The 22037-nt window shown below is 59.7% G+C and carries 18 protein-coding genes; 11 read left to right on the top strand and 7 right to left on the bottom strand.

Annotated features, from left to right (window positions below; translation table 11 throughout):
* The first annotated feature begins 21 nt into the window (after positions 1–21).
* The 9 genes from PSH91_RS26525 (at position 22) to nudK (ending at position 10639) form a co-directional block, all read left to right on the top strand.
* Positions 22–447: a F0F1 ATP synthase subunit epsilon gene (locus tag PSH91_RS26525; protein ID WP_047230094.1), complete on the top strand. Its 426-nt coding sequence runs from the start codon at positions 22–24 to the stop codon at positions 445–447.
* Positions 448–562: 115 nt separating this feature from the next.
* Positions 563–1930, top strand: coding sequence for a bifunctional UDP-N-acetylglucosamine diphosphorylase/glucosamine-1-phosphate N-acetyltransferase GlmU (glmU, locus tag PSH91_RS26520; protein WP_305466979.1), 1368 nt, complete (start codon positions 563–565; stop codon positions 1928–1930).
* Positions 1931–2153: 223 nt separating this feature from the next.
* On the top strand, positions 2154–2930 hold the full coding sequence (locus PSH91_RS26515) for a DeoR/GlpR family DNA-binding transcription regulator (RefSeq protein ID WP_047230092.1): 777 nt from the start codon (positions 2154–2156) through the stop codon (positions 2928–2930).
* A 1-nt stretch (position 2931) separates the two neighbouring features.
* On the top strand, positions 2932–4764 hold the full coding sequence (gene glmS / locus PSH91_RS26510; protein WP_107323171.1) for a glutamine--fructose-6-phosphate transaminase (isomerizing): 1833 nt from the start codon (positions 2932–2934) through the stop codon (positions 4762–4764).
* 572 nt (positions 4765–5336) lie between these two features.
* A complete protein-coding gene (locus tag PSH91_RS26505; protein ID WP_076383165.1) occupies positions 5337–6308 on the top strand; it encodes a tripartite tricarboxylate transporter substrate binding protein in 972 nt (323 codons plus the stop codon).
* Positions 6309–6388: 80 nt separating this feature from the next.
* Positions 6389–6871: a tripartite tricarboxylate transporter TctB family protein gene (locus PSH91_RS26500; RefSeq protein ID WP_107323169.1), complete on the top strand. Its 483-nt coding sequence runs from the start codon at positions 6389–6391 to the stop codon at positions 6869–6871.
* 9 nt (positions 6872–6880) lie between these two features.
* Positions 6881–8401, top strand: a complete 1521-nt coding sequence (locus tag PSH91_RS26495; protein ID WP_076383167.1) for a tripartite tricarboxylate transporter permease — start codon at positions 6881–6883, stop codon at positions 8399–8401.
* A 121-nt stretch (positions 8402–8522) separates the two neighbouring features.
* Positions 8523–9950: an FAD-binding oxidoreductase gene (locus PSH91_RS26490; protein WP_305468601.1), complete on the top strand. Its 1428-nt coding sequence runs from the start codon at positions 8523–8525 to the stop codon at positions 9948–9950.
* Between the two features lie 95 nt (positions 9951–10045).
* Complete coding sequence (nudK, locus tag PSH91_RS26485) at positions 10046–10639, top strand: GDP-mannose pyrophosphatase NudK (protein WP_139048699.1); 594 nt, start codon at positions 10046–10048, stop codon at positions 10637–10639.
* Between the two features lie 71 nt (positions 10640–10710).
* On the opposite strand, the gene PSH91_RS26480 is transcribed toward nudK, so the two are convergent.
* Positions 10711–12924 carry an LTA synthase family protein gene (locus tag PSH91_RS26480; RefSeq protein ID WP_305466978.1) on the bottom strand — a complete coding sequence of 738 codons (2214 nt, stop codon included), beginning with the start codon at positions 12922–12924 and terminating at the stop codon, positions 10711–10713.
* 279 nt (positions 12925–13203) lie between these two features.
* Between PSH91_RS26480 and PSH91_RS26475 the strand changes: the two genes are divergently transcribed.
* Together PSH91_RS26475 and PSH91_RS26470 are read left to right on the top strand one after the other, a co-directional pair.
* Positions 13204–14106 (top strand): LysR family transcriptional regulator, encoded by a 903-nt coding sequence (locus PSH91_RS26475; protein WP_076383170.1) that lies wholly within the window; start codon positions 13204–13206, stop codon positions 14104–14106.
* Between the two features lie 125 nt (positions 14107–14231).
* Positions 14232–14858: a glutathione S-transferase family protein gene (locus PSH91_RS26470; RefSeq protein WP_076383171.1), complete on the top strand. Its 627-nt coding sequence runs from the start codon at positions 14232–14234 to the stop codon at positions 14856–14858.
* A gap of 57 nt (positions 14859–14915) precedes the next feature.
* Here PSH91_RS26470 and PSH91_RS26465 read toward each other — a convergent pair whose 3' ends face one another.
* The 6 genes from PSH91_RS26465 to PSH91_RS26440 are packed head-to-tail and all read right to left on the bottom strand — an operon-like array spanning position 14916 to position 22036.
* Positions 14916–16046 carry a glycosyltransferase family 4 protein gene (locus PSH91_RS26465; protein ID WP_047226659.1) on the bottom strand — a complete coding sequence of 377 codons (1131 nt, stop codon included), beginning with the start codon at positions 16044–16046 and terminating at the stop codon, positions 14916–14918.
* Positions 16047–17177, bottom strand: a complete 1131-nt coding sequence (locus PSH91_RS26460; protein ID WP_076383173.1) for a glycosyltransferase family 1 protein — start codon at positions 17175–17177, stop codon at positions 16047–16049.
* Positions 17168–18535, bottom strand: a complete 1368-nt coding sequence (locus PSH91_RS26455) for a glycosyltransferase family 1 protein (RefSeq protein ID WP_305466977.1) — start codon at positions 18533–18535, stop codon at positions 17168–17170. Before PSH91_RS26455 ends, PSH91_RS26460 begins: the two co-directional genes overlap by 10 nt.
* Positions 18532–19797, bottom strand: a complete 1266-nt coding sequence (locus PSH91_RS26450; protein ID WP_305466976.1) for an ABC transporter ATP-binding protein — start codon at positions 19795–19797, stop codon at positions 18532–18534. The genes PSH91_RS26455 and PSH91_RS26450 overlap by 4 nt, the downstream gene beginning before the upstream one ends.
* Entirely contained in the window at positions 19797–20594 is a 798-nt protein-coding gene (locus PSH91_RS26445; protein ID WP_047226663.1) for an ABC transporter permease, read from the bottom strand. The genes PSH91_RS26450 and PSH91_RS26445 overlap by 1 nt, the downstream gene beginning before the upstream one ends.
* On the bottom strand, positions 20594–22036 hold the full coding sequence (locus PSH91_RS26440; RefSeq protein ID WP_305466975.1) for a mannose-1-phosphate guanylyltransferase/mannose-6-phosphate isomerase: 1443 nt from the start codon (positions 22034–22036) through the stop codon (positions 20594–20596). The genes PSH91_RS26445 and PSH91_RS26440 overlap by 1 nt, the downstream gene beginning before the upstream one ends.
* Position 22037 lies beyond the last annotated feature (1 nt).

Below are 22037 nucleotides of genomic sequence, written 5' to 3'. Positions count from 1 at the left end.
AATTTAGGTTGAGGCAATCAGATGGCTATGACAGTCCATTGCGATATCGTCAGTGCGGAAGGGGAAATTTTCTCCGGTCTGGTCGAGATGGTGGTTGCGCATGGTGAGCTGGGCGATCTTGGTATCGCTCTGGGTCACGCACCGCTGATCACTAATCTGAAACCAGGTCCGATCCGCTTGATCAAGCAGGGCGGGGAATCTGAGGTGTATTACATCTCCGGTGGTTTCCTCGAGGTTCAGCCGAACATGGTCAAGGTCCTTGCCGACACCGTGCAACGTGCTGCCGACCTGGACGAAGCCTCCGCTCAGGAAGCCGTCAAGGCTGCTGAGAAGGCCTTGCATGAGCGCGGCGCCGAGTTCGATTACGGCTCTGCTGCTGCACGTCTGGCCGAGGCCGCAGCCCAGCTGCGCACCGTCCAGCAGATCCGCAAGAAGTTCGGCGGTTAAGCCGTCTGCTTTCTGTGTGATTGATTAAAAAGGGTAGCCTCGGCTACCCTTTTTTCTTTTTCCGACACTCATCATCTGGTCGCAGCCGCTGACCACCCAGGATTGGTAGCCAGTCATGTCTCTCGAAATCGTTATCCTCGCGGCGGGTCAAGGCACTCGCATGCGTTCGGCGCTGCCCAAGGTATTGCACCCGGTGGCCGGCAACTCCATGCTCGGTCATGTTATCCACAGCGCCCGGCAACTTGATCCACAGCGCATTCACGTGGTGATCGGCCACGGGGCGGATGCTGTGCGTGAGCGCTTGGCGGCGGATGACCTTAATTTTGTCCTGCAGGATAAACAACTGGGGACCGGCCACGCGGTGGCCCAGGCGGTGCCATTTATTACCGCCGATACGGTACTGATTCTCTACGGCGACGTGCCGCTGATCGAAGTCGATACCTTGCAGCGCCTGCTCAAGCATGCTGGTCCACAGCAATTGGGCCTGCTGACCGTCGAGCTGGATGACCCCACTGGTTACGGCCGCATTGTGCGCAACGCCGACGGCCAGGTGACAGCGATTGTCGAGCAAAAGGACGCCAACGAAGCCCAGCGCGCGATCACCGAAGGCAACACCGGCATTCTTGCCGTACCGGCTGAACGCCTGGGCGACTGGATGAGTCGTTTGTCGAATAACAATGCCCAGGGCGAGTACTACCTGACCGATGTGATTGCCATGGCTGTCAACGACGGGCTGATGGTCGCCACTGAGCAGCCGCTGGATGCCATGGAAGTGCAGGGCGCCAACGATCGCCGGCAACTGGCCGAACTGGAGCGTCACTATCAATTGCGCGCCGCCCGCCGCCTGATGGCTCAGGGCGTGACCCTGCGCGACCCGGCCCGTTTCGATGTGCGCGGTGAAGTCAGCGTCGGCCGCGATGTGGTCATCGACATCAACGTTATCCTTGAAGGCAAGGTCATCATCGAAGACGACGTGGTCATCGGCCCGAACTGTGTGATCAAGGACAGCACCCTGCGAAAAGGCGTGGTGATCAAAGCCAACAGTCACCTCGATGGCGCCGTCATGGGCGAAGGCAGCGACGCGGGCCCATTTGCTCGCCTGCGTCCGGGTACCGTGCTGGAAGCCCACGCCCATGTGGGTAACTTCGTCGAGCTCAAGAATGCCCACATGGGCGAAGGCGCCAAGGCCGGTCACCTGACCTATTTGGGTGACGCTGAAATCGGTGCACGCACCAACATTGGCGCCGGTACCATCACCTGCAATTACGACGGCGCCAATAAGTATCAGACGACTATTGGTGAGGACGTGTTCATCGGCTCCAATAATTCGCTGGTTGCACCGGTGACCATCGGTGATGGATCAAACACCGCAGCAGGTTCAACCATCAATCAGGATGTGGATAAGTCTCAACTGGCTGTGGCCCGTGCGCGGCAGCGCAACATCGATGGCTGGAAGCGTCCGGTAAAAATCAAGAAAACCTGAGTTATCCACAACTCCGGTCGCGTCCATCGCGAGCAGGCTCGCTCCCACACTGAATTCTCGGCTGACACGGGCCCCGTGGACGCTGCAATCAATGTGGGAGCGAGCCTGTTCGCGATGGCGTTCATGTTCACCCAGTTTCTGAATTTTTCTGCTCTTGTCTTGACGACATGCTTCCAATAGGTTTTGATTACTTACGTTATCTTTCGAATCGAAACTTATCCTTATGTCCAAGCGCAACACACCACAGCGCCGCCACAATATACTTGCCTTGCTTCAAGAGCAGGGCGAAGTCAGTGTTGATGAGTTGGCCAAGCGCTTCGAAACCTCGGAAGTTACGATTCGCAAGGATCTCGCCGCGCTGGAAACCAACGGCTTGCTGCTGCGTCGTTACGGTGGCGCGGTTCCCATGCCGCAGGAACTGGTCGCCGATAACGGGCAAGCCGTCTCCAAATACAAACAAGCCATTGCCCGGGCCGCGGTGAAGCGGGTCCGCGAACATGCGCGGATTATCATCGACAGCGGCAGCACCACCGCGGCAATGATTCCTCAGCTCGGACTGCAGCCGGGGTTGGTGGTGATGACCAATTCCCTGCATGTCGCCAGTGCCCTGAGCGAGCTGGAGCATGAACCGGTGCTGTTGATGACCGGCGGCACCTGGGATCCTCATTCCGAGTCGTTCCAGGGCCAAGTCGCGGAGCAGGTCCTGCGCTCCTACGATTTCGACCAGTTGTTTATCGGCGCCGACGGCATCGATCTGGTCCGAGGCACCACCACCTTTAACGAACTGCTGGGCCTGAGCCGTGTAATGGCTGAGGTAGCCCGCGAAGTGATCGTGATGGTGGAGGCCGACAAGATCGGCCGAAAAATCCCCAACCTGGAACTGCCGTGGAGCAGCGTCCATACCCTCATTACCGATGATCGCCTGCCCGTGGAGGCCCGCGATCAGATTCAGGCCCGTGGGATCAATGTGATCTGCGCGTCTGTCAGCCAGGAGAAATAGCATGTGTGGAATTGTCGGCGCCGTTGCTGAACGCAACATCACTGCAATCTTGCTCGAAGGCCTCAAGCGCCTCGAATACCGTGGTTATGACAGCGCCGGTGTGGCGGTGTTTACCAACGACGAGAAGCTTGAGCGCATGCGACGCCCAGGTAAGGTCAGTGAGCTGGAACAAGCGTTGGACGCCGAGCCGCTGGTGGGGCGCCTGGGCATCGCCCACACCCGCTGGGCCACTCACGGCGCGCCGTGCGAGCGTAACGCCCACCCGCATTTCTCCGACAACCTGGCGGTTGTGCACAACGGCATTATCGAGAATCACGAAGCGCTGCGTGAGCAACTCAAGGCACTCGGCTATGTGTTCACCTCCGACACTGACACCGAAGTCATTGCCCACCTGCTCAATCACAAGCTCAAGGAACTGATGGACTTGACTGCGGCGCTCAAGGCCACCGTCAAGGAATTGCATGGCGCCTATGGCTTGGCGGTGATCAGTGCCGAGCAGCCGGATCGACTGGTTGCTGCCCGCAGCGGCAGCCCGTTGGTGATCGGTCTGGGCCTTGGGGAAAACTTCCTGGCTTCCGATCAGCTGGCGCTGCGTCAGGTCACTGATCGCTTCATGTACCTGGAAGAGGGCGATATCGCCGAAATTCGCCGCGACAGCGTGCAGATCTGGGACATCGACGGCAAAGCCGTGGAGCGCGAGACCGTTCAATACCGTGACGGCGCCGAAGCCGCCGACAAGGGCGAGTTCCGGCACTTCATGCTCAAGGAGATCCACGAACAACCGGCCGTGGTGCAACGCACCCTGGAAGGCCGCATGAGCCAGAGCCAGGTGCTGGTCCAGGCGTTCGGGCCACAGGCCGCCGAGCTGTTCGCCAAGGTTCGCAACGTGCAGATCGTTGCCTGTGGCACCAGCTACCACGCCGGTATGGTGGCTCGTTACTGGCTGGAAGAGTTGGCCGGTATTCCGTGCCAGGTCGAAGTCGCCAGCGAATTCCGTTACCGCAAAGTGGTGGTGCAACCCGACACCCTGTTCGTGACCATTTCCCAGTCCGGTGAAACCGCCGACACCTTGGCCGCCCTGCGTAACGCCAAGGAGCTGGGTTTCCTCGCCAGCCTGGCGATCTGCAATGTGGGCATCAGCTCGTTGGTGCGCGAATCCGACCTGACCCTGCTGACCCAGGCTGGCCGTGAAATCGGTGTGGCGTCGACCAAGGCGTTCACCACGCAGTTGGTGGGCCTGCTGTTGCTGACCCTGTCTCTGGGACAGGTGCGCGGGACCTTGGGCGAGGGTGTTGAGGCAACATTGGTGGAAGAACTGCGCCGCCTGCCGACCCGTCTGGGCGAAGCCCTGGCGATGGACAGCACCGTGGAAAAAATCGCCGAGTTGTTCGCCGAGAAGAACCACACCCTGTTCCTGGGACGTGGCGCGCAATTCCCGGTGGCGATGGAAGGCGCCCTGAAGCTCAAGGAAATTTCCTATATCCACGCTGAAGCCTATCCGGCCGGTGAACTCAAGCACGGCCCGCTGGCCCTGGTGGATAACGATATGCCCGTGGTCACCGTGGCGCCGAACAACGAGCTGCTGGAAAAGCTCAAGTCCAACCTGCAGGAAGTGCGCGCCCGTGGCGGCCAGCTGATTGTCTTTGCTGATGAGAAGGCCGGCATGACCAATGGTGAAGGTACTCACGTGGTGCACATGCCGCACATCCACGACATCCTGTCGCCGATCCTCTACACGATCCCGCTGCAGTTGTTGTCGTACTATGTCGCCGTACTCAAGGGCACTGACGTCGACCAGCCACGAAACCTGGCCAAGTCCGTGACAGTGGAGTAAGCCTTGGCAGCCGGGGTCGCGGAGGTGGTTTCGTCTCCTCTGCACCCTGGCGTCACCGGTTGCTGCCCTCCACCCCCCGGCTCCTGAGCGGCACCGCTGATCGCCGCTCGTCTGATCGTCACCCCCCGCATTTCTCCTCATGAGCGTAAACATGAGGCCACGTCTTCCCTCTCTCACCGATTCAACAAATATCCGCGTTGACAAAAATTATTTTAGGTGACGATAATCGGTCAAGTCGTACGACAACGTATGACATAAAATAATAAAATCGACGCAGGCCCTGCTATGCCATTCGCTCCGACGGCTCATCAGCATCGCTCTCTGCCCTTTCTGCATAACCGTAGAAGGGCGCATCTCTTCTCGCTTATGCATCCCAGCCAAGCGGGCCATGGCTTTCCAGACAGCCATACTTGTTCGACTCAACCAGATTCCTTGCATCGTTCGCTTCCTGCTGCGCCCCAGTACGGCATTGCCACTGCGCGCGGGTTGGCAATACGCCCGATTCATCCTCGCGACACCCATACCCAACTCCCTACCAACACCTTCTACGGCAGCATCTCTGGAGAACAATAATGAGAAAAACACTATGCGCCTCTCTCGTCGCTTCCTTCTTGAGCCTTACCGCCGGAGCGGCCGTTGCCGCTGATGCGAGCGACTGGCCGACACGTCCGGTGCAGGTGGTGGTCATTGCCAACGCCGGCGGCGATACCGACTTCAACGCACGGATGATGGCCAAGTACTTCACCAAGCTGACCGGCAAGTCCATGGTCGTCACCAACATGGCCGGCGGGGGCGGCACCATCGCTGCCGACGCGGTCAAGAGCGCGGCGCCAGATGGCAACACCATTCTGTTCACCCACACCGGTCAGATGATCGTTAACGAAGTGGCAGGGTTGTCCGAAGATCGCTTCGATGCGTTCGATGTCTCCTGCATCGCGGGCGTCGATAAAGGCGCTGTTTTCGTCTCTGCCAAAAGCTCGGGCATCGACACCCTCGATCAGTTGATTTCACAGGCCAAGGCCAAGCCAGGCACCATCACCTACGGCACCGAGATGGGTAACTTCTCGCACCTGCAAGGCTTGATGTTCGAGAAGCTCGCCGGCGTCAAACTGAAGATGGTCGACAGCGGCACCGTTTCGGAAAAAGTGGTGGCCTTGCTGGGCAAGCGCATTGACCTGGGTGCTATCAGCTATGGTTCGGTTCAGGACTACATTGCCAGCGGCAAGATGACCGCTCTGGGGCAGCCTAACGCAGAGCGCAACCCGCTGCTGGGTGACGTCAAGACGTTCAAGGAGCAAGGCGTGGACCTGGTCCTGGACAAGCCTTACATCGTCGCTTTCCCGAAAGGCACAGACCCGGCCATCGTCAAGAAAATGGCTGACACCATGAAGAAAATCACCGAAGAACCTGAATACGCTGAAGAGCTCAAGAAGTCCTTCAAGCAGCCTGTCAGCTTCCAGGGCACCGAAGAAGCCATTGCTACGCTGACCAAGACCCGTGACGACTTCATGCAGTTCAAGGACGAAATGCGTAAAGCCAAGTAAATCCTGGGAAACAGGATGGGGCGCTTACCGAATTGGCCAGCGCCCCTTTGCTCGGCCCTTCAAGTGAAAGAGGATCCTGTATGGATACCTACAAAAGAAATGAATTGTTCGCCGGCCTGGCGATGCTCGGTGCTGGTGTGGCGTACATGTTGTTGACCGCGAATCTGCCGCGTCGCGGTTTTGTCGACGCCGCTTTTGTGCCCTGGATTCTTTCCGGCGCGCTGTGCCTGTTGGGCGTGTTGCAGTTGCTGGCCTGGAGAAAACTGCCCCAGCAACGTGCCGAGCCTGTCGAGCCGGCCGAAGCCGCTGAATCGATCGATTACCCGACGGTTATCAAATCCATCGCCCTGGTGACGCTCTTCACCGCGCTGCTGGAAGTTGTCGGTTTCGTGATCATGACCACGCTTTACCTCTACGCCCAATTCATCGTGTTGACCCCCGCGGATCAGAAGGTCAAGCACGGGCTGTATGCCGTGATCGCGGTCGTTTCAGCAGCGTTGATTTTTGTGATCTTCCGTGAGGGCTTCGATTTGATGCTGCCCACCGGTCTATTGGATTTCTAGGGGACGGTGATGATTGAGCTCCTGCAACAAGGCTTCGGTGCCGTATTCTCGCCCTACGTATTTGTCCTGATCACCCTCGGCGTTGCAGTGGGGATCGTCTTTGGTGCGGTGCCCGGCCTTTCGGCCACCATGGCCATCGCCCTGTGCTTGCCGCTGACCTATTCGATGGGCCCGGCCACGGGTCTGTCACTGCTGGTTGCTCTGTTTGTCGGCGCCACCTCGGGGGGGCTGATTTCAGCGATATTGCTCAACATACCGGGCACGCCGGCCTCCATCGCCACGACGTTCGATGGTTCGCCGATGATGAAAAAGGGCCAGGGCGTCAAAGCCCTGGGCATTGGCGTGGTGTTCTCGTTCCTGGGCACGATTTTCAGCATTGCGGCGTTGATGTTTATCGCCCCGATCCTGGCGGACGTGGCCTTGAGTTTCGGTCCCCATGAATATTTCTCCATTGCCGTTTTTTCGCTGACCCTGATTGCCACACTGTCCACCGGTTCGCTGGTCAAAGGGCTGTTCGCCGGCGCCTTGGGCTTTGCCTTTTCAACCGTCGGGATCGCCCCGGTCGACGCCATTCGGCGTTTCACGTTCGACCTGCCGAGTCTTAACGGTGGCTTCGCCATGCTTACCGTCATGATCGGCATGTTTGCGGTCTCCGAAGTGCTGAAATTCGCCGAGAGCGCCCGCTCAAGCCACCGTGCCAAGCCACAGAACATCAGCATGAAAGGCGTGAAAGGGTTTGGTTTTTCCATCAAGGAGTTCATCAGCCAATTGCCGAACGCGACCCGCTCGGCGTTCATCGGCCTGGGCATCGGGATCCTGCCGGGCATCGGCGCTGGTACCTCGAACATTGTTTCCTACATCGCGGCAAAAAAGCGCTCAAAGCACCCGGAAGAATTCGGTAAAGGCTCCATCGAGGGCGTGGTTGCCAGTGAAACCGCGAACAACGCCGGTATTGGCGGTGCGATGATCCCGCTGCTGACCCTGGGTATTCCCGGAGACACCACCACGGCGGTGATGCTTGGCGGCTTCATGATTCACGGCATCCAGCCTGGCCCGCTGTTGTTCATCAGTCAGGGATCGCTGGTCTACACCATCTTTGCCGCGCTGATTCTGGCTTCGTTGCTGATGTTGGTGCTGGAGTTCTACGGACTGCGCATCTTCATCAAGTTGCTGGCGGTGCCCAAGCACATTCTGTTGCCGATCATCCTGGTGCTCTGCGTAGTCGGTGCGTTCGGCCTCAACAGCCGCATTTTCGACGTCTGGGCGGTGCTGCTGTTCGGCCTGATGGGCTATGGCTTCGTCAAAGGTGGACTACCGATTGCGCCGTTCATCATTGGCTTCATCCTCGGCCCTATGGCTGAAACCAACCTGCGGCGCGGTCTGATGCTCTCGGATGGCAACTTCAGTGGTTTCCTCACCACGCCGATCTCGGCGGTCTTCCTGGCCCTCGCAGCGGCGTCTGTCTCCTGGCACCTGGTGACGGTGATCCGTCACAAGAAAAGTGCCGCCATTGAGCTGATGCGCAGCTAGTTCATCTCAATCGGTCGCTTCCACTGCTGCAACGCACGATGTGCGCTGCAGCAGCCGAATTCAAACGCCGGAGACAGTCATGCAAAACCTCAATTCTCTCTCTTCGGCCGATCTCGACCCGATGGCCTGGGAGACGTTGATCCAAAGCGTCGAGCAAGTGGTCGGCGCGGCGGGGCTGGTGCGTGATCCTGAACTTATGCACAGCTACCTGACTGACTGGCGTAACGCTTACCAAGGCCGGGCCGCACTGGTGGTGCGCCCGGCCACAACCGAAGAAGTGGCGGCGGTGGTGCGGCTTTGCCATGACGCCGGGGTTGCCTTGGTGCCGCAGGGCGGCAATACCGGATTGTGCGGCGGCTCGATCCCGGATTCGTCTGGTCGTCAGGTGGTGCTGTCCTTGACTCGGATGAAGCGCATCCGCGAAATCGACCTGGCCAATGAAACCATAACGGTCGAGGCCGGGGTGATTCTGCGGCAGTTGCAAGAAGCCGCTAGCCAGGCCGGTCGCTTGTTCCCGCTGTCACTGGGGGCCGAAGGCAGTTGCACGGTGGGCGGCAATCTGGCCACCAATGCCGGCGGCACGGCCGTGCTGCGTTACGGCAACATGCGCGAGCTGACCCTTGGGCTTGAGGTGGTATTGCCGGATGGACGTGTCTGGCACGGCTTGCGAGGTTTGCGCAAAGACAACACCGGCTACGACCTCAAGCATCTATTCATTGGCTCGGAAGGTACGCTTGGGATTATCACGGCGGCGGTACTCAAGTTGTTTCCGGCCACCCATAGCACGGCCACCGCTTGGGTCGCACTGCCCACGCCGCAGGCCGCGGTGGACTTGATCGGGCATGTTCGCAGCCTCTGCGCCGACCGTCTGACGGGCTTTGAGATGATGTCGCGCCAGAGCCTGGAGTTCGTCCTGGATCATGTGGCCGGTTGCAGTGACCCCTTGCAAGGGCCGCACCCGTGGTACGCCCTGATCGAATTGCGCGACACGGTGCCCGACGCACCTTTGGACCTGTTGCTGGAAAGCGGCCTGGGCCATGCATTTGAGACCGGGTGGGTGATTGATGCCGTGATCGCCAGCAACCAGACTCAGGCTGCGGCATTGTGGGCTCTGCGCGAAGGTATTTCCGAGGCGCAGAATCATGAAGGTCCAAGCCTCAAGCATGACATCAGCGTGCCCGTCAGCCAGATTCCGGCGTTCATCGAGCGTACCAATAGCGTCTTGCAACAGGCGTTTCCCGGCGTACGCATTGTTTCTTACGGTCACATGGGGGATGGCAACCTGCACTACAACATCAGCAAGCCGCTGGGGCATGCCGATGCCCCGTTCAAGGCCCAGGAACAAGCGATCATGCAGGTCATCTACCAGATGACGAGCGCTTTCAATGGCAGCATCAGTGCCGAACATGGCCTGGGGCAAGCCAAGCCGGACGCGGCGGCTCATTTCAAGGATCCGCTGGAGATCGAGTTGATGCGTGCCATCAAGCACACGCTGGATCCGAGCGGGTTGATGAACCCCGGCAAGGTGTTTGCCACCGGGCTGGAGTGATCGATCCTGCCTCTGCTAGCCTGCCTCAATCATGGCAGGCCGTCGGCCTTTAGGGCCACTCTGCCGCTTTCAGACACTGGACATGGAACGGCTGAATGACTCAGATAAGCACCAAAGATCGCGTGCGCATCAAGAAAGTCGAAGTGCTCTCGGACAACTGGTACGTGCTGCGCAAAACTACCTACGACTACCTCGGCCGCGATGGCCAGTGGCGCGAACTGGCCCGCGAGACCTACGATCGGGGCAACGGCGCGACCATCCTGTTGTACAGCAAGGCCAAGCAAACCGTGGTGCTGACCCGGCAGTTCCGCTTCCCGGCCTTCGTCAATGACCACGATGGTCTGTTGATCGAAACCTGTGCCGGCCTGCTGGATAACGATGACCCGCACACCTGCATCCGCAAGGAAACCCAAGAGGAAACCGGCTATATCGTCCAGGATGTACGCAAGGTGTTCGAGGCATTCATGAGCCCAGGGTCGGTGACAGAACGCCTGCATTTTTTCGTCGGCGAATACTTCGACGAAGATAAACAGCATGAGGGCGGCGGGCTGGAAGCCGAGGGCGAGGAGATCGAAGTGTTGGAGATGTCTCTCGACAAGGCGCTGGGCATGATCGAAACCGGGGATATCTGCGACGGCAAGACCATCATGCTGTTGCAGTACGCCAAGCTGCATCGGTTGCTGGATTAGCCTGCTTCATTGATCAATTCAGCCCAGGACGATGTAAGGCGCAGCGTAGGTCATTGGCTGCGCGATTTCATTCAACTGGACTGGGCGTCACTGTCTTCCTGGACGAGGTTCAGGTAATCCGAGGGTTCTGTCTGCTCCGGCAGTTCGGTCACGACACTGAAGTCACTGATTTCGATGGCGCCCACCCCGTGCCCCAGCAGATGGAAAGAGAAAGCCTTGCGGGGTTGCGGGTTATCGAAACGGATATTCATCACCAGCGGCTGTTCGGGCGTCACCGCCACTTCCGTCGGCAGGTCGATCGCTACATCCTGCTCGAACTCTTTGGCCTTGAGGGAAATATAGGCCGCATTGTCCGGACCCAGGGCGCGGATGGTCAGGCTGACGCGGGTCTGTGAGCCCTTGGGCATCTCCAGGTATTGGGCACCGATCAGGTTGTCGGTCCAGTCGTTGGTGATTTGGGCCGGAAGCGGGATTTGATCGGCGCTACCAAACTGATAATGCTGGTTGAGCGGTGTATGGAGCAGGGTGCGGTCCAGGGCCGTGGCCCGTGCGCTGATCAACCTGGCCCGTTGACCGCTGTATTGCCCGCCGTAAGTGGCGCGCTCCGTGATGAAACCTTCGCTGGTGTAATAGCGGCAGCGCTGCAGGAAATCGCATTCGGTGAAAGTGCTCTTGCCATCGTGGTAGCGCAGCTTGCCGTTGGTGAACGACATGATTTCCCGGCCCGTTGCGTAGTCCCGGAACAACGAGCGACCGGACAATGACTTGGGCACTTTGAAACCGAAGTAATCGAGGACCGAGGCGCTCAGGTCCACATGACCGTAGACTCCCGACTTGACCTGGGGCAATGGCTCTGGTGCCAACGTCAGGTTGAAACCCCAGGATGACGCCAGGCGTACATCGTCGATGCCGTGGGATTCGTCCGAGGTGATGATCACCAGGGTGTCTTTCAGCACGCCTTGGCGTTCCAGCCCCGACATGAAGCTGTCCAGTGCGTCATCCAGGTAACCGACGGCCGCCTGCTTGGTGGTGTCGTAGCGTTGCAGGTAGTCATCCGGCGCTGAGTAGGGCTGGTGCGTGCCCACCGTCAGCAGCGTAAGCATCCAGGGCTTCTTTGCCTTTTGCAGTTGCCCGACGTAATCCAGCGCGCCCTCGAAGAATGTCTTGTCGTCCTTGCCCCAAGGGAATTCCAGATAGGCAGGTTTGGTGAACCAGTCCATGCCCAGGGTGGTGTCGAAGCCGATGTGCGGCATGATCCGGTCCTTGGCCATGAACCGCAGGCCCGCACCTTGCAGGAAGTGCGTGGAGAACCCGTTGCGGCGCAACTGGGCCGGCAGGCAGGCCTGGTTGCGCCGGCTCAGGTTCAACATCTCGACGCCTTTGGGCGTGCCGTCGTCGAATTTGTCGTAGTCGCCACACAGCATCGAATACAGACCACGAATGGTCTGATGGTTGTGCAGGACGTAGTCGGGTGTATTCATGCCGCGCTTGGCCCAGGCACTGAGGTGCGGCATCAGGTCCTCCTGATAGCTGCTTTTCAGGGCCTGACGGTTGACGCCCACGTAGGCGCCAGGAACGCCTTCCAGGGTGATGATCAGGACGTTGCGGGCCCGGCCCGGTGCAGGCAGGATTTTCTGGCCTTCAAGATCGAGCCGGGTAAGACCCTCCATGGGCGGGGCTTGAACCACTGTGTCATCTTCAAGCCATAGTTGGGTTCGATCCTGCCCGGCGGCAACGGCCGCCGTGACGAGTTGGTGGGGAAGATTGAACAGGTTCCATTGGTCTGCCTCACTGGGGCGCCAGGTTTGCACCACACTGTGGCTCAGCAAAAGCACTACCGGCAGCGCCCAGGCGTGGCGCGGCAAGCGAGGCGCCATATACAACCGGCGGGGCCATTGGACGATCAGCCAGACCATCAACGCGGCCAGTTGCACCCCTGCCAGCCAGGGATGGGCGAAGCCGCCGCTGGTGGAGTTTTCGACGAATTGCGGGTCGGTCAGGTAATGCAGGTCCGATGGGGTGGGCATGCGCCCGACAGCGCTGACCAGTTCGATGCTGGCCAGCGTCAGCATGCTCCAGATCAGCAAAATGGGTAATGCCACCCACCAGGGACGACGGTAAAGCAGCACGATCAGCAACCCGCCCATGCCCAGGTCAGACAGATAGCCCAGCGGATCGGACCATCCCAGCGAGAGGCGCAGGCCCATGGGGATGATTAATACACATCCGGCCAGGGCGATGAGAGGGGCAAGGGGGTGCGTGAAGCCGCGGTAAAAAACATTCACAAAAAGGGGCCTTCCGAGGGACGCCAGTCAGGCACGCATCTTGTGGACACGGGCTTGCGAGCAAGCCCGTGTCCACAAGACCTACGCCATGGTTCGAGTCATTAAGTTGTCATGAAAGTATGCTCGATGGTACCAAGCATAGTCGCAATTGATCGGTCGATGTGCCGATGCCCGATCGCGTTGCGCTGTGGTTCGCTGGCGCAGCCCCCTACAATGGCGGTGCGGCGCTGATTTGAGGTGCGCAGCCAACTTGTATCAAGGTTTCTCATCGGGGGATGAATGGACAGGTTTCAGGAAATGCAGGTTTTTGTCGCCGTGGCCCAGGACTCCGGTTTCTCGGCGGCGGCGCGACGCCTGGGCCTGTCGGCGGCCAGCGTCACACGCGCCGTGGCGGCGTTGGAGCAGCGTATCGGTACGCCCTTGCTGGTGCGCACCACCCGCAACGTATACCTGAGCGAAGCGGGTCAGCGCTTTCTCGAGGACTGCCGCCGAATTCTGGCTGACTTGCAGGAAGCCGAGGATTCAGCGGTCGGCAGTCACGCCCAGCCTCGCGGGCAATTGACGATTACCGCCCCGGTGCTGTTTGGTCAGTTGTTTGTCACGCCGGTGCTGGTCGATTACCTGCAGCAATTCCCCGAGGTGGGCATCAATGCCTTATTGCTGGACCGTATCGTCAGCATGGTCGAGGAGGGCATCGACATTGCCATACGCATTGGCGAGTTGCCCGACAGCAGCCAGCACGCGGTGCGTGTGGGTGAAGTACGACGGGTGGTTTGCGGTTCCCCTGATCTCTTCGCTCGCCATGGCCGACCCGCACACCCGCAGGATCTGGAGCACATGCCGGTAGTCGCCTCATCGGCCACCGGTCAGATCAGAAACTGGACGTTCATCGACGCAGGGCAACCGCTCTCTGTGCGACCCGCGCCCAGACTGGTGGTCACGGCCAACCAGGCCGCAATCACGGCGGCCTGTCAGGGGTTGGGGTTGACTCGGGTCTTGTCTTATCAGGTGGCGGGCAACGTTGCCAACGGGGAACTGGAGATCGTTCTGGCTGACTTCGAACTGCCGCCCCTGCCGATCCATGTGGTGTACCAAGGTGGACGCAAAGCGCCGGCGCGAGTACGCAGTTTTGTTGACTTTACCGTCCGTGCATTGCGTGAGCACCCGGACTTGAAAGGCTGAGACATTGTTTCGCTGTTTGAAACAATGGATTGCATATTCGGGTGATTCTCTAGTCTTCAGTCGAAGCGGAAGATGACCCCATCGACGCCGTTCTGCTGATGGCGTCACTTGCAACGGAGTCGACCATGAATCCCATCAAGCTTTATCACTTTCCGCTTTCCGGCCACGCGCATCGCGTTCAGTTGATGCTTTCCTTGCTCGGGTTGCCCGTCGAGGTGGTTTTTGTTGACCTGGCCAAAGGCGAACAAAAACAGGCAGATTTCCTGGCCATTAATGCCTTTGGCCAAGTCCCGGTCATTGACGATGACGGTATGGTGCTGGCCGATTCCAACGCCATCCTGGTGTACCTGGCAAGCAAGTATGGCAAGGGCCACTGGCTGCCAACGGATCCGGTCGGCGTCGCCCGGGTGCAGCGCTGGTTGTCGGTGGCGGCCGGGCCGCTCCATGCGGGGCCGGCCGCGGCGCGATTGATTACGGTATTCGGCGCGCCTTACAACGCAGAGGAGGTGATCGCCCGTTCCCACAGCCTGCTCAAGGTCATTGATCAACACTTGAGCAGCAGCGCGTATCTGACAGGTGACGTTGCGACGATTGCCGATGTTGCCGGCTACAGCTACATCGCCCATGCCCCGGAGGGCAATGTGTCTCTGGAAGACTACCCCCACGTACGTGCATGGCTGGGGCGGATCGAGGCCTTGCCCGGGTTCGTCGGTATGCCGCGTACGGTTGCCGGGTTGCAACAGCACGTCTGAAATGCACTGAGCCGCCTTGAGGCGAGGGGATTTATCCACTCGCCTCATCGGCGAGTGTTACGCGTAGGAAAGCGCCTTTTGCTCCAGCAACGCCTCATACAGTTGCAGCCATTTGCGGCCCATCTCCTCGGAGGTGAACAACTGCCGGTAACGCTCTTCGGCCCTGATGCCCATTTCCCTGGCCTGTGCCGGGTTGTCCCACAGGGTACGCATCGCTTCCCGGAAAGCTTCGGGGTTGCTGGGGGGCACCACCAGGCCGGTTTCATTGTGGATATTGATGTAGCTGGTGCCGGTGCCGATCTCGCTGGAAATCATCGGTTTACCATACATCGCGCCTTCGAGCAGGGAGATGCCAAACGCTTCAGAGCGCAGGTGTGAAGGGAACACGATGGCGTAGCTCAGCTCCAGCAATGCCACCTTGTCTTCATCGTCCAGGCGTCCGAGGAAGTGCAGGTTGCGCAGGCCCAGCGCCTGTGCCTGGGCATGAAGTTCTTTCTCCAGCGGGCCTGCACCGACGATGACCACCGGATAATCCACGCCTTTGAGGGCGTCGAGCAGAATGTGCAGGCCCTTGTAATAACGCATCACCCCCACGAACAGAAAGAAGCGCTCGCCCAATTTCGCCTTCCACTGCGCGATGCGTTCAGCGTCACGCTGTGGATAACTGGCTTTGTTCAAGCCATAGGTAATGATCTGGGTCTTATCGCGGTACTCCTTGAGCACGTCGCTGGTATGCACATAGTTAGGTGATGCCGCGACGATGCGATCCGCGCCGTTCAAGAAGCGTCGCATCAGGGGGCGATACAGTTTCAGCAGGTGCCGCTGACGCACGATGTCCGAATGGTAGGTGACCACATAGGGTTTTTTCAGGGCGCTGCAAAAATGCACCAGGTCCATGAATGGCCAGGGGAAGTGGTAGTTGATTACGTCTGCTTCGGCAGCCAGCTCGCGGAATTTCTTGAAAACACTGTAGGAAAACCCGGTGGAGGCCAGTTGGAAGTCCATCCGGGCCTGATGAACCTTATGCTGTCGGATGCTGATCGGACCCGGCGCTGGATCGTTGCTCAGCGTCAGCACGGTGTTATCGATGCCCAATCGGTCACTGCTGTCGCACAGCTGGAAAATAACCTGTTCGATGCCGCCCATGGAGTCAGGCAGATAGGTTTTGTAAAAGTGCAGGACTCGCATTCAACCTCCCAGAACCTGGCGATACGCCTGGGCGGTCACCTGTGCACACCGTTGCCAGGAAAAAAGCGCTGCTTGTTGCAACCCGGCTTCACGACACGCCTGCCAATGCAGGCGATCTTCGATCAACTGGCCCATGGCTTCGCGCATGCCTTGGGGATCGTCGGGGTCGCAATAATTGCCGGCCGCCCCGGCCACTTCCGGCATCGCCGAGCAGCGGGTGGTAATCACCGGGGTGCCGCTGGCCATGGCTTCGAGCACCGGCAGGCCAAAGCCTTCATAGCGCGACGGAAAAATCAGTGCACGTGCCCCTGCCAATAGCTGGGCAACCTGTTCGTCGGGCAAGTAGCCCGCGAGACAAACATGACCTCCGGCCAGGGCATTTTTCAACTCGTCGCTGAGTTGTGCGCGCTGCCATCCGCTCATTCCTACGATGAACAAAGGGAAAGTCTGACGGACGGATTCGGGTAGCCTGGCGTGGGCGCGCAGGGCCAGCGACAGGTTCTTGCGTGGCTCCAGGGTGCCGACACACAGAAAATATCGGCCCGCTTCCAGCCCATGGGCTTTGAGAACCCCATCGATGGCTTCGGGTTCGCGTGGATGGAAACGTGCAGCAGCCCCCAGCGGGGCGACTCTCAAGCGTTCCGCGCAAAGGCCGAAGTGTTCTCGGGCTTCATCGGCGATGAACTGCGAGTCCGTCAGAATCAGCTGCGACTGCTCTACCGCACGGCTGAGCCGACGCTCGATTTCCCTCAGTCGTGCCGGTGGTTGCGTCTCGGGGTAGCGCAGGTGCGTCAGGTCATGCAGCGTCATCACCGTCGGCCCTTCGAAGGCCAGGGGCCACAGGCTCGGTTCGTGATACAGGTCGATGGCGCGGGAACGGCCCTGATCGAAGCGTTTCTGTTCCAGCCAGCGCCGCGCCCGATAGGCCCCCGGTACTTGGCGCAGCAAAGGTGTAAGCCGCGAGTAACCTGGCGTGGCCGCTTGCGGCAACTGCGAGCTCCAGCCCCAGCCGTGGAACAATGACAGCTGTACATCCGGCTCCTGGGCCAGGGCAGTAGCCAGTTCCGCCACGTAATGGCCGATGCCGGTGCGTGGCGCCTGGAGAATCCGGGCGTTCAGAGCTATTCGCATGCGGTTTCCCTGTCGAGGATCACTTCATCGATGTGTCGCTCGATTCGCTCCACCAATTGCGCACTGGCCTGGCGCCAGCTCAGCCAGTGCCATTTATCGAGGGGACGACTGGCCGGGAAAACCCCGCTGTTTTCCATACCGGTCACCAGGTCTGCCAGGCTCTGGGGATCTTCGAGATTGAAATAGGCCATGAATTCACCGCCGATTTCTCGAAATACCTCAATGTCGCTGCCCATCGCCGGCAAGCCGCGTTGCATGGCCTCCACCAGCGGCAGACCAAAGCCTTCAACGTAGGAGGGGAACACCAGCGCAGTGGCATTTTGGTAAGCGTGTTCCAGGCTATGGTCCGAAAGATTGTTGAACATAAACAGGCGGCTGTTGAGTTGCGGGTGACGCTTTATGCGCTCGATCAAGTCCTCACATTTCCAGCCAATTTTTCCGACGATGCATAACCTTGCCTTTGAGCCGGCAGCCCAAGCGCGTTCGAACGCATCGAGCAGGTAAGCGTGGTTCTTGCGTGGTTCGATGGTGCTGACCATCAGGAACACCGGTTCGGGCTGCGTGAATACTCGCAGCAGTTTGCTGTCGATGGCGCTGGTGGCATCCGCCAAATCCAGTTCGCTGCCCAAGTGGAAATAGTCGAACCAACGTTCACTGACCTGCTGTTCGCCAACGCGCTGCTCCATCTCCAGCCGAACCTGATCACGGATGGTGCTGGAGATCGCGATGTAACCGTCAGCGGTGCGAGCAATCCAGTCGAACCAATGATTGAATACCTTGACCAGGCCGGCGTCGCAGAACTGCGGATGGGTCAGGGGAATCAGGTCGTAGATCACTGATACAATCCCGACCCCATCGCGCTTGAGCTGTTCGGCCAGAGGAAAGAAATCGGCGTGCCAGGAAGAGTCCAGCAACACCAGCTGATCGCCGGGCCGGTGCTGCAATGGTACGCAGCGTGTCGGGACGTGCTGGCGTTTGAGCAAGCGATCGAGCACCCGGATCGGAATGCTCAGAAAGCCCAGGGCAAACAGCCGGCAGCCGAAGTACAACGCGTGGCGCGCCCATCGCGACTGGCTGAAGGGGCGTCGCCGTTCGAGCGTTCGATGCCTGAGCCAGAACAGGCTGGCGAATTGCTCCAGCCGTACCCGCAGGCTGACCAGATCCAGCCCCCTGGAGGGCAACGGGGCGAGGCTCTTCACTTCGTACAACTTGCCCCGCAGTATCACAACGGGGATGCATTCGTGCTCTGCCTCTCTGGCCGGCAGCTCGCGGATAACGTTGCGCACTACTCGCTGAATCCCGGAATTGGCTCTGGGATGTTCATACACGTAGGTGCATTCCATCAGCAGGCGAGTCATGGCAGTTCCTTTTGCGTCAGTTCCTCAACCGCTGGTAATGCCGTGCGCTGGATGCTGGTGCGGGCCTGCAGCCACGAACAGCCAACGAAATCTTCCTGGCGATTGTTGATGACGTGGAACACCAGCCCGTAGTCGCGCCATTCGAAGTTGCGGTCCAGGTGCGAATCCAGTCGGGACAGGCTCAGCGCGACAGAGTAATTGCCCTTGCCCAGGCGCATGTCGAAACTGAAACGGAAGGTGACGTGTTCGCCGGCCTTGAGGTCGGTCACGGCTTTATCCTGGCGATGGGTGTTGATGCCGTACATGGGCTGGCCGAGGCGGTCCTTGATCAGGAAACCCAGCACCAGCCGCTCGATGTCCTGGCGGATTTCGACCCGCACCTGCAACACCATCGGCTGGCCGATTTCGGCCACTTCCACCGGCTGGCCCTGACTGTTCAACAGCCGTACATCAACAATGCCGGCCTCGCCGGTGCCGGAGATGGTACGGACCTGGCCGTTGGCGAGCATTTCCTGGCGGACGATCTGGCCCTCGCGCTGGGCCAGCATTGCGTTGTAATAATCCATCACCTCTTCCGGCTTGCCGCGCATGGCCATGCGCCCGTGCTCCAGCAGGATGGCGGTGTCGCAGATCGACTGAATCGCCGAGCGGTCGTGGGACACGATCAGCAGCGTCGTACCGGCCTTGCGAAAACTGCGGATGCGCTCAAAGCTTTTATGCTGGAAGTAGGCGTCACCCACCGACAGGGCTTCATCGACGATCAGGATATCCGGGCGGCGGGCCGTGGCGACGCTGAAGGCCAGGCGCATTTGCATGCCACTGGAATAGGTGCGTACCGGCTGGTCGATGGCCGCGCCGATTTCGGCAAAACCTTCGATCTCAGGCATCAACGATTCGATTTCCTCCACCTGCATGCCCAGCAACTGCCCGGCCATGAAAGCGTTCTGGCGGCCGGTGAAGTCCGGGTGGAACCCCATGCCCAGCTCCAGCAACGCCGCGACGCGGCCACGCAATTGAATGTGGCCGCAGGTGGGTTGGGTGGTGCCGGTGATCATTTTGAGCAACGTGCTTTTGCCCGCGCCGTTGACCCCGACGATGCCGACGGCTTCACCGGGCTGGATCTCGAAATCGACGCCCTGCAGGACCCAGTGCAATTGATGACGCGGGCGGGAAAAGGGAATCAGCCATTCGAACAACCGGCTCCAACGGTTCGGATACTGCTTGTAGGCCTTGCCCAGGCCACTGACGCGTAAATGCCCCATCAGAGTTCATCCACCATTTCACCGCCGCGGCGTCGAAACATCCGCAAACCGGTGACGCACATCAGTAGGCCGATGACCAACAGCGGTGTCAGCGAACTCCAGACCGGCCACTGGTTGTAGAGAAACAGATTCTGGTAACTCTGCATCAGCGCTGTCATGGGGTTGAGGGCCAGCAGTTGCTGGATCGACGGCGGAAGGATGGTCATCGGGTAAACAATGGGCGTCAGCCAGAACCAGAATTGCAGGCAAATGCCAAACAGTTGCCCGACATCGCGAAAGAACACATTGAGAATCCCCAGCAACATGCCCAGCCCGGCGGCGAACATCACCTGCAGGGCCAGCAATGGCACCAGCGCCAGCAACGTCATCCCTGGCCAGCGGCCGGTGATCAACAGGAAACCGAGAAAAAGGCCGAGGATGATCGCGAAGTTGATCCCGGCGTTGAACAGCACAATCACCGGCAGGCAGATCCTGGGAAAGCTGATCTTCTTCAGCAGATTGGCGTTTTCCAGAAACATGCCCTGACTGCGGGTCGTGATCTCGGCGAAGAACCCCCAGGTCAGCAGCCCAGCGCAGAGGTAAACGCTGTAGGCCATGCCATCGTCCACCCCCGGCAGGCGGGCGCGCATGATGTGGGAAAAAATCACGGTGTAGACGAGGATCATCGACAGCGGGTTGAGCACGGTCCACAACGCGCCGAACAAAGAGTTGCGATAACGCGCCTGGAATTCGCGCTTGACGCTGCCGAGGACAAAACCGCGGTAGCTCCACAGCGCACGGTGCAAGGTCAGCAACATCAGACGGCCCTGCCGTAGTGATCCTCGAAGCGCACGATGTCGTCTTCTCCCAGGTACTCACCGCTCTGGACTTCGATGATCACCAGGTCGATGACACCGGGGTTCTCCAGCCGATGGCGGTGCCCGGCGGGGATGAACGTCGATTCGTTCTTGGCCACCAGATGAGCCTCCGAGCCATTGTTGGTGACCTTGGCCATGCCTTCGACGACCACCCAATGTTCGTTGCGATGATGATGCATTTGCAGGGACAGCGCCGCGCCTGGCTTGACCACGATGCGCTTGATCTTGAAGCGCGGGCCTTGTTCCAGCACGGTGTAGCTGCCCCATGGACGGCTGACCGTGCGATGCAGGCGATAGGCTTCGTGTTCCTTGTCCTTGAGCTGGCGCGCGACGCGGCGTACATCCTGGGCCCGGTCGGAATGGGCGACGAGGATGGCGTCGGCGGTGTCGATGATGATCAGGTTTTCCACACCCAGCGCGGCCACCAACCGTCCCTCACTCTGGACATAGTTGTTCTGGCTGTCGATGAACAACGCCTCACCGCTGACGCGGTTGTTCTGTGCATCGGCGGGCACCAGATCGGCGACGGCACTCCAGGAGCCGATGTCGCTCCAGTCGAATGCGGCAGGGACCACCACCACATTGCTGGAGCGCTCCATCAAGGCGTAGTCGATGGAGATGTCCGGCATTTCGGAAAAATGCGCGACGGACAGCTCCTGTTGCACGCAACCTGATGTCTCCACGGCCGTGCTCGCGGCTATGCAGGCGCGAGCCTGTTCCAGCAACGCCGGGGCGTGGTTCTGCAATTCCGCCAACAGGGTTTTGACTGAAAAACAGAACATGCCCGAGTTCCACAGGAAACGGCCGCTTTCCAGATAGTGTGTTGCGGTTTGCAGGTCGGGTTTTTCGACGAAGCGCACGACCTTGGCAGCGCCCTGGGTATCCAGGGGTTTGCCCCGTTCTATATAGCCGAAGCCGGTTTCCGGTGTCGTGGGCAGTACGCCGAAGGTCACCAGGTAACCGCTTTTGGCCAGTTGCGTGGCATGCTCCACGCTAGCCTTGAAGGCCGCCTCGTTCTGGATCAGGTGGTCTGCGGGCATCACCATCAGGATGGCATCGTCACCGTGCACGGCTTGCACCGCGAGCGTCGCCGTGGCGATGGCCGGCGCGGTGTTGCGGCCTGTCGGTTCAAGTACGAAATGGCCGCGATGGCGTGCCAGATGGGCGCTTTGGTAGTGGTCGCGGCTCTGAAAGTAATACTCGCGATTGGTCACGGTAACGATGTCGCCGCGGCCGTCGAACAACCCGGCGGCGCGTCGGTAGGTCTTGCTCAGCAGCGACTGGCCGTCAGGCAGGATCATGAAGGGTTTGGGATGGCCCTCGCGGGACATCGGCCACAACCTCGTGCCGGCACCGCCGGAGAGAATCATGGGAATCAGCATG

The organism is Pseudomonas sp. FP1154, from assembly GCF_030687245.1.
GTDB lineage: Bacteria > Pseudomonadota > Gammaproteobacteria > Pseudomonadales > Pseudomonadaceae > Aquipseudomonas > Aquipseudomonas rhizophila.
The sequence above is the reverse complement of the archived record's forward strand: the minus strand, read 5'-3'. Positions and strand labels throughout refer to the sequence as shown.

Excerpts from the sequence above, each read along its gene's own strand:
- PSH91_RS26525 (WP_047230094.1), top strand. The coding sequence starts at position 22 with ATGGCTATGACAGTCCATTGCGATATCGTCAGTGCGGAAGGGGAAATT.
- glmU (WP_305466979.1), top strand. The coding sequence starts at position 563 with ATGTCTCTCGAAATCGTTATCCTCGCGGCGGGTCAAGGCACTCGCATG.
- PSH91_RS26515 (WP_047230092.1), top strand. The coding sequence starts at position 2,154 with ATGTCCAAGCGCAACACACCACAGCGCCGCCACAATATACTTGCCTTG.
- glmS (WP_107323171.1), top strand. The coding sequence starts at position 2,932 with ATGTGTGGAATTGTCGGCGCCGTTGCTGAACGCAACATCACTGCAATC.
- PSH91_RS26505 (WP_076383165.1), top strand. The coding sequence starts at position 5,337 with ATGAGAAAAACACTATGCGCCTCTCTCGTCGCTTCCTTCTTGAGCCTT.
- PSH91_RS26500 (WP_107323169.1), top strand. The coding sequence starts at position 6,389 with ATGGATACCTACAAAAGAAATGAATTGTTCGCCGGCCTGGCGATGCTC.
- PSH91_RS26495 (WP_076383167.1), top strand. The coding sequence starts at position 6,881 with ATGATTGAGCTCCTGCAACAAGGCTTCGGTGCCGTATTCTCGCCCTAC.
- PSH91_RS26490 (WP_305468601.1), top strand. The coding sequence starts at position 8,523 with ATGGCCTGGGAGACGTTGATCCAAAGCGTCGAGCAAGTGGTCGGCGCG.
- nudK (WP_139048699.1), top strand. The coding sequence starts at position 10,046 with ATGACTCAGATAAGCACCAAAGATCGCGTGCGCATCAAGAAAGTCGAA.
- PSH91_RS26475 (WP_076383170.1), top strand. The coding sequence starts at position 13,204 with ATGGACAGGTTTCAGGAAATGCAGGTTTTTGTCGCCGTGGCCCAGGAC.
- PSH91_RS26470 (WP_076383171.1), top strand. The coding sequence starts at position 14,232 with ATGAATCCCATCAAGCTTTATCACTTTCCGCTTTCCGGCCACGCGCAT.
- PSH91_RS26465 (WP_047226659.1), bottom strand. The coding sequence starts at position 16,046 with ATGCGAGTCCTGCACTTTTACAAAACCTATCTGCCTGACTCCATGGGC.
- PSH91_RS26460 (WP_076383173.1), bottom strand. The coding sequence starts at position 17,177 with ATGCGAATAGCTCTGAACGCCCGGATTCTCCAGGCGCCACGCACCGGC.
- PSH91_RS26455 (WP_305466977.1), bottom strand. The coding sequence starts at position 18,535 with ATGACTCGCCTGCTGATGGAATGCACCTACGTGTATGAACATCCCAGA.
- PSH91_RS26450 (WP_305466976.1), bottom strand. The coding sequence starts at position 19,797 with ATGGGGCATTTACGCGTCAGTGGCCTGGGCAAGGCCTACAAGCAGTAT.
- PSH91_RS26445 (WP_047226663.1), bottom strand. The coding sequence starts at position 20,594 with ATGTTGCTGACCTTGCACCGTGCGCTGTGGAGCTACCGCGGTTTTGTC.
- PSH91_RS26440 (WP_305466975.1), bottom strand. The coding sequence starts at position 22,036 with ATGCTGATTCCCATGATTCTCTCCGGCGGTGCCGGCACGAGGTTGTGG.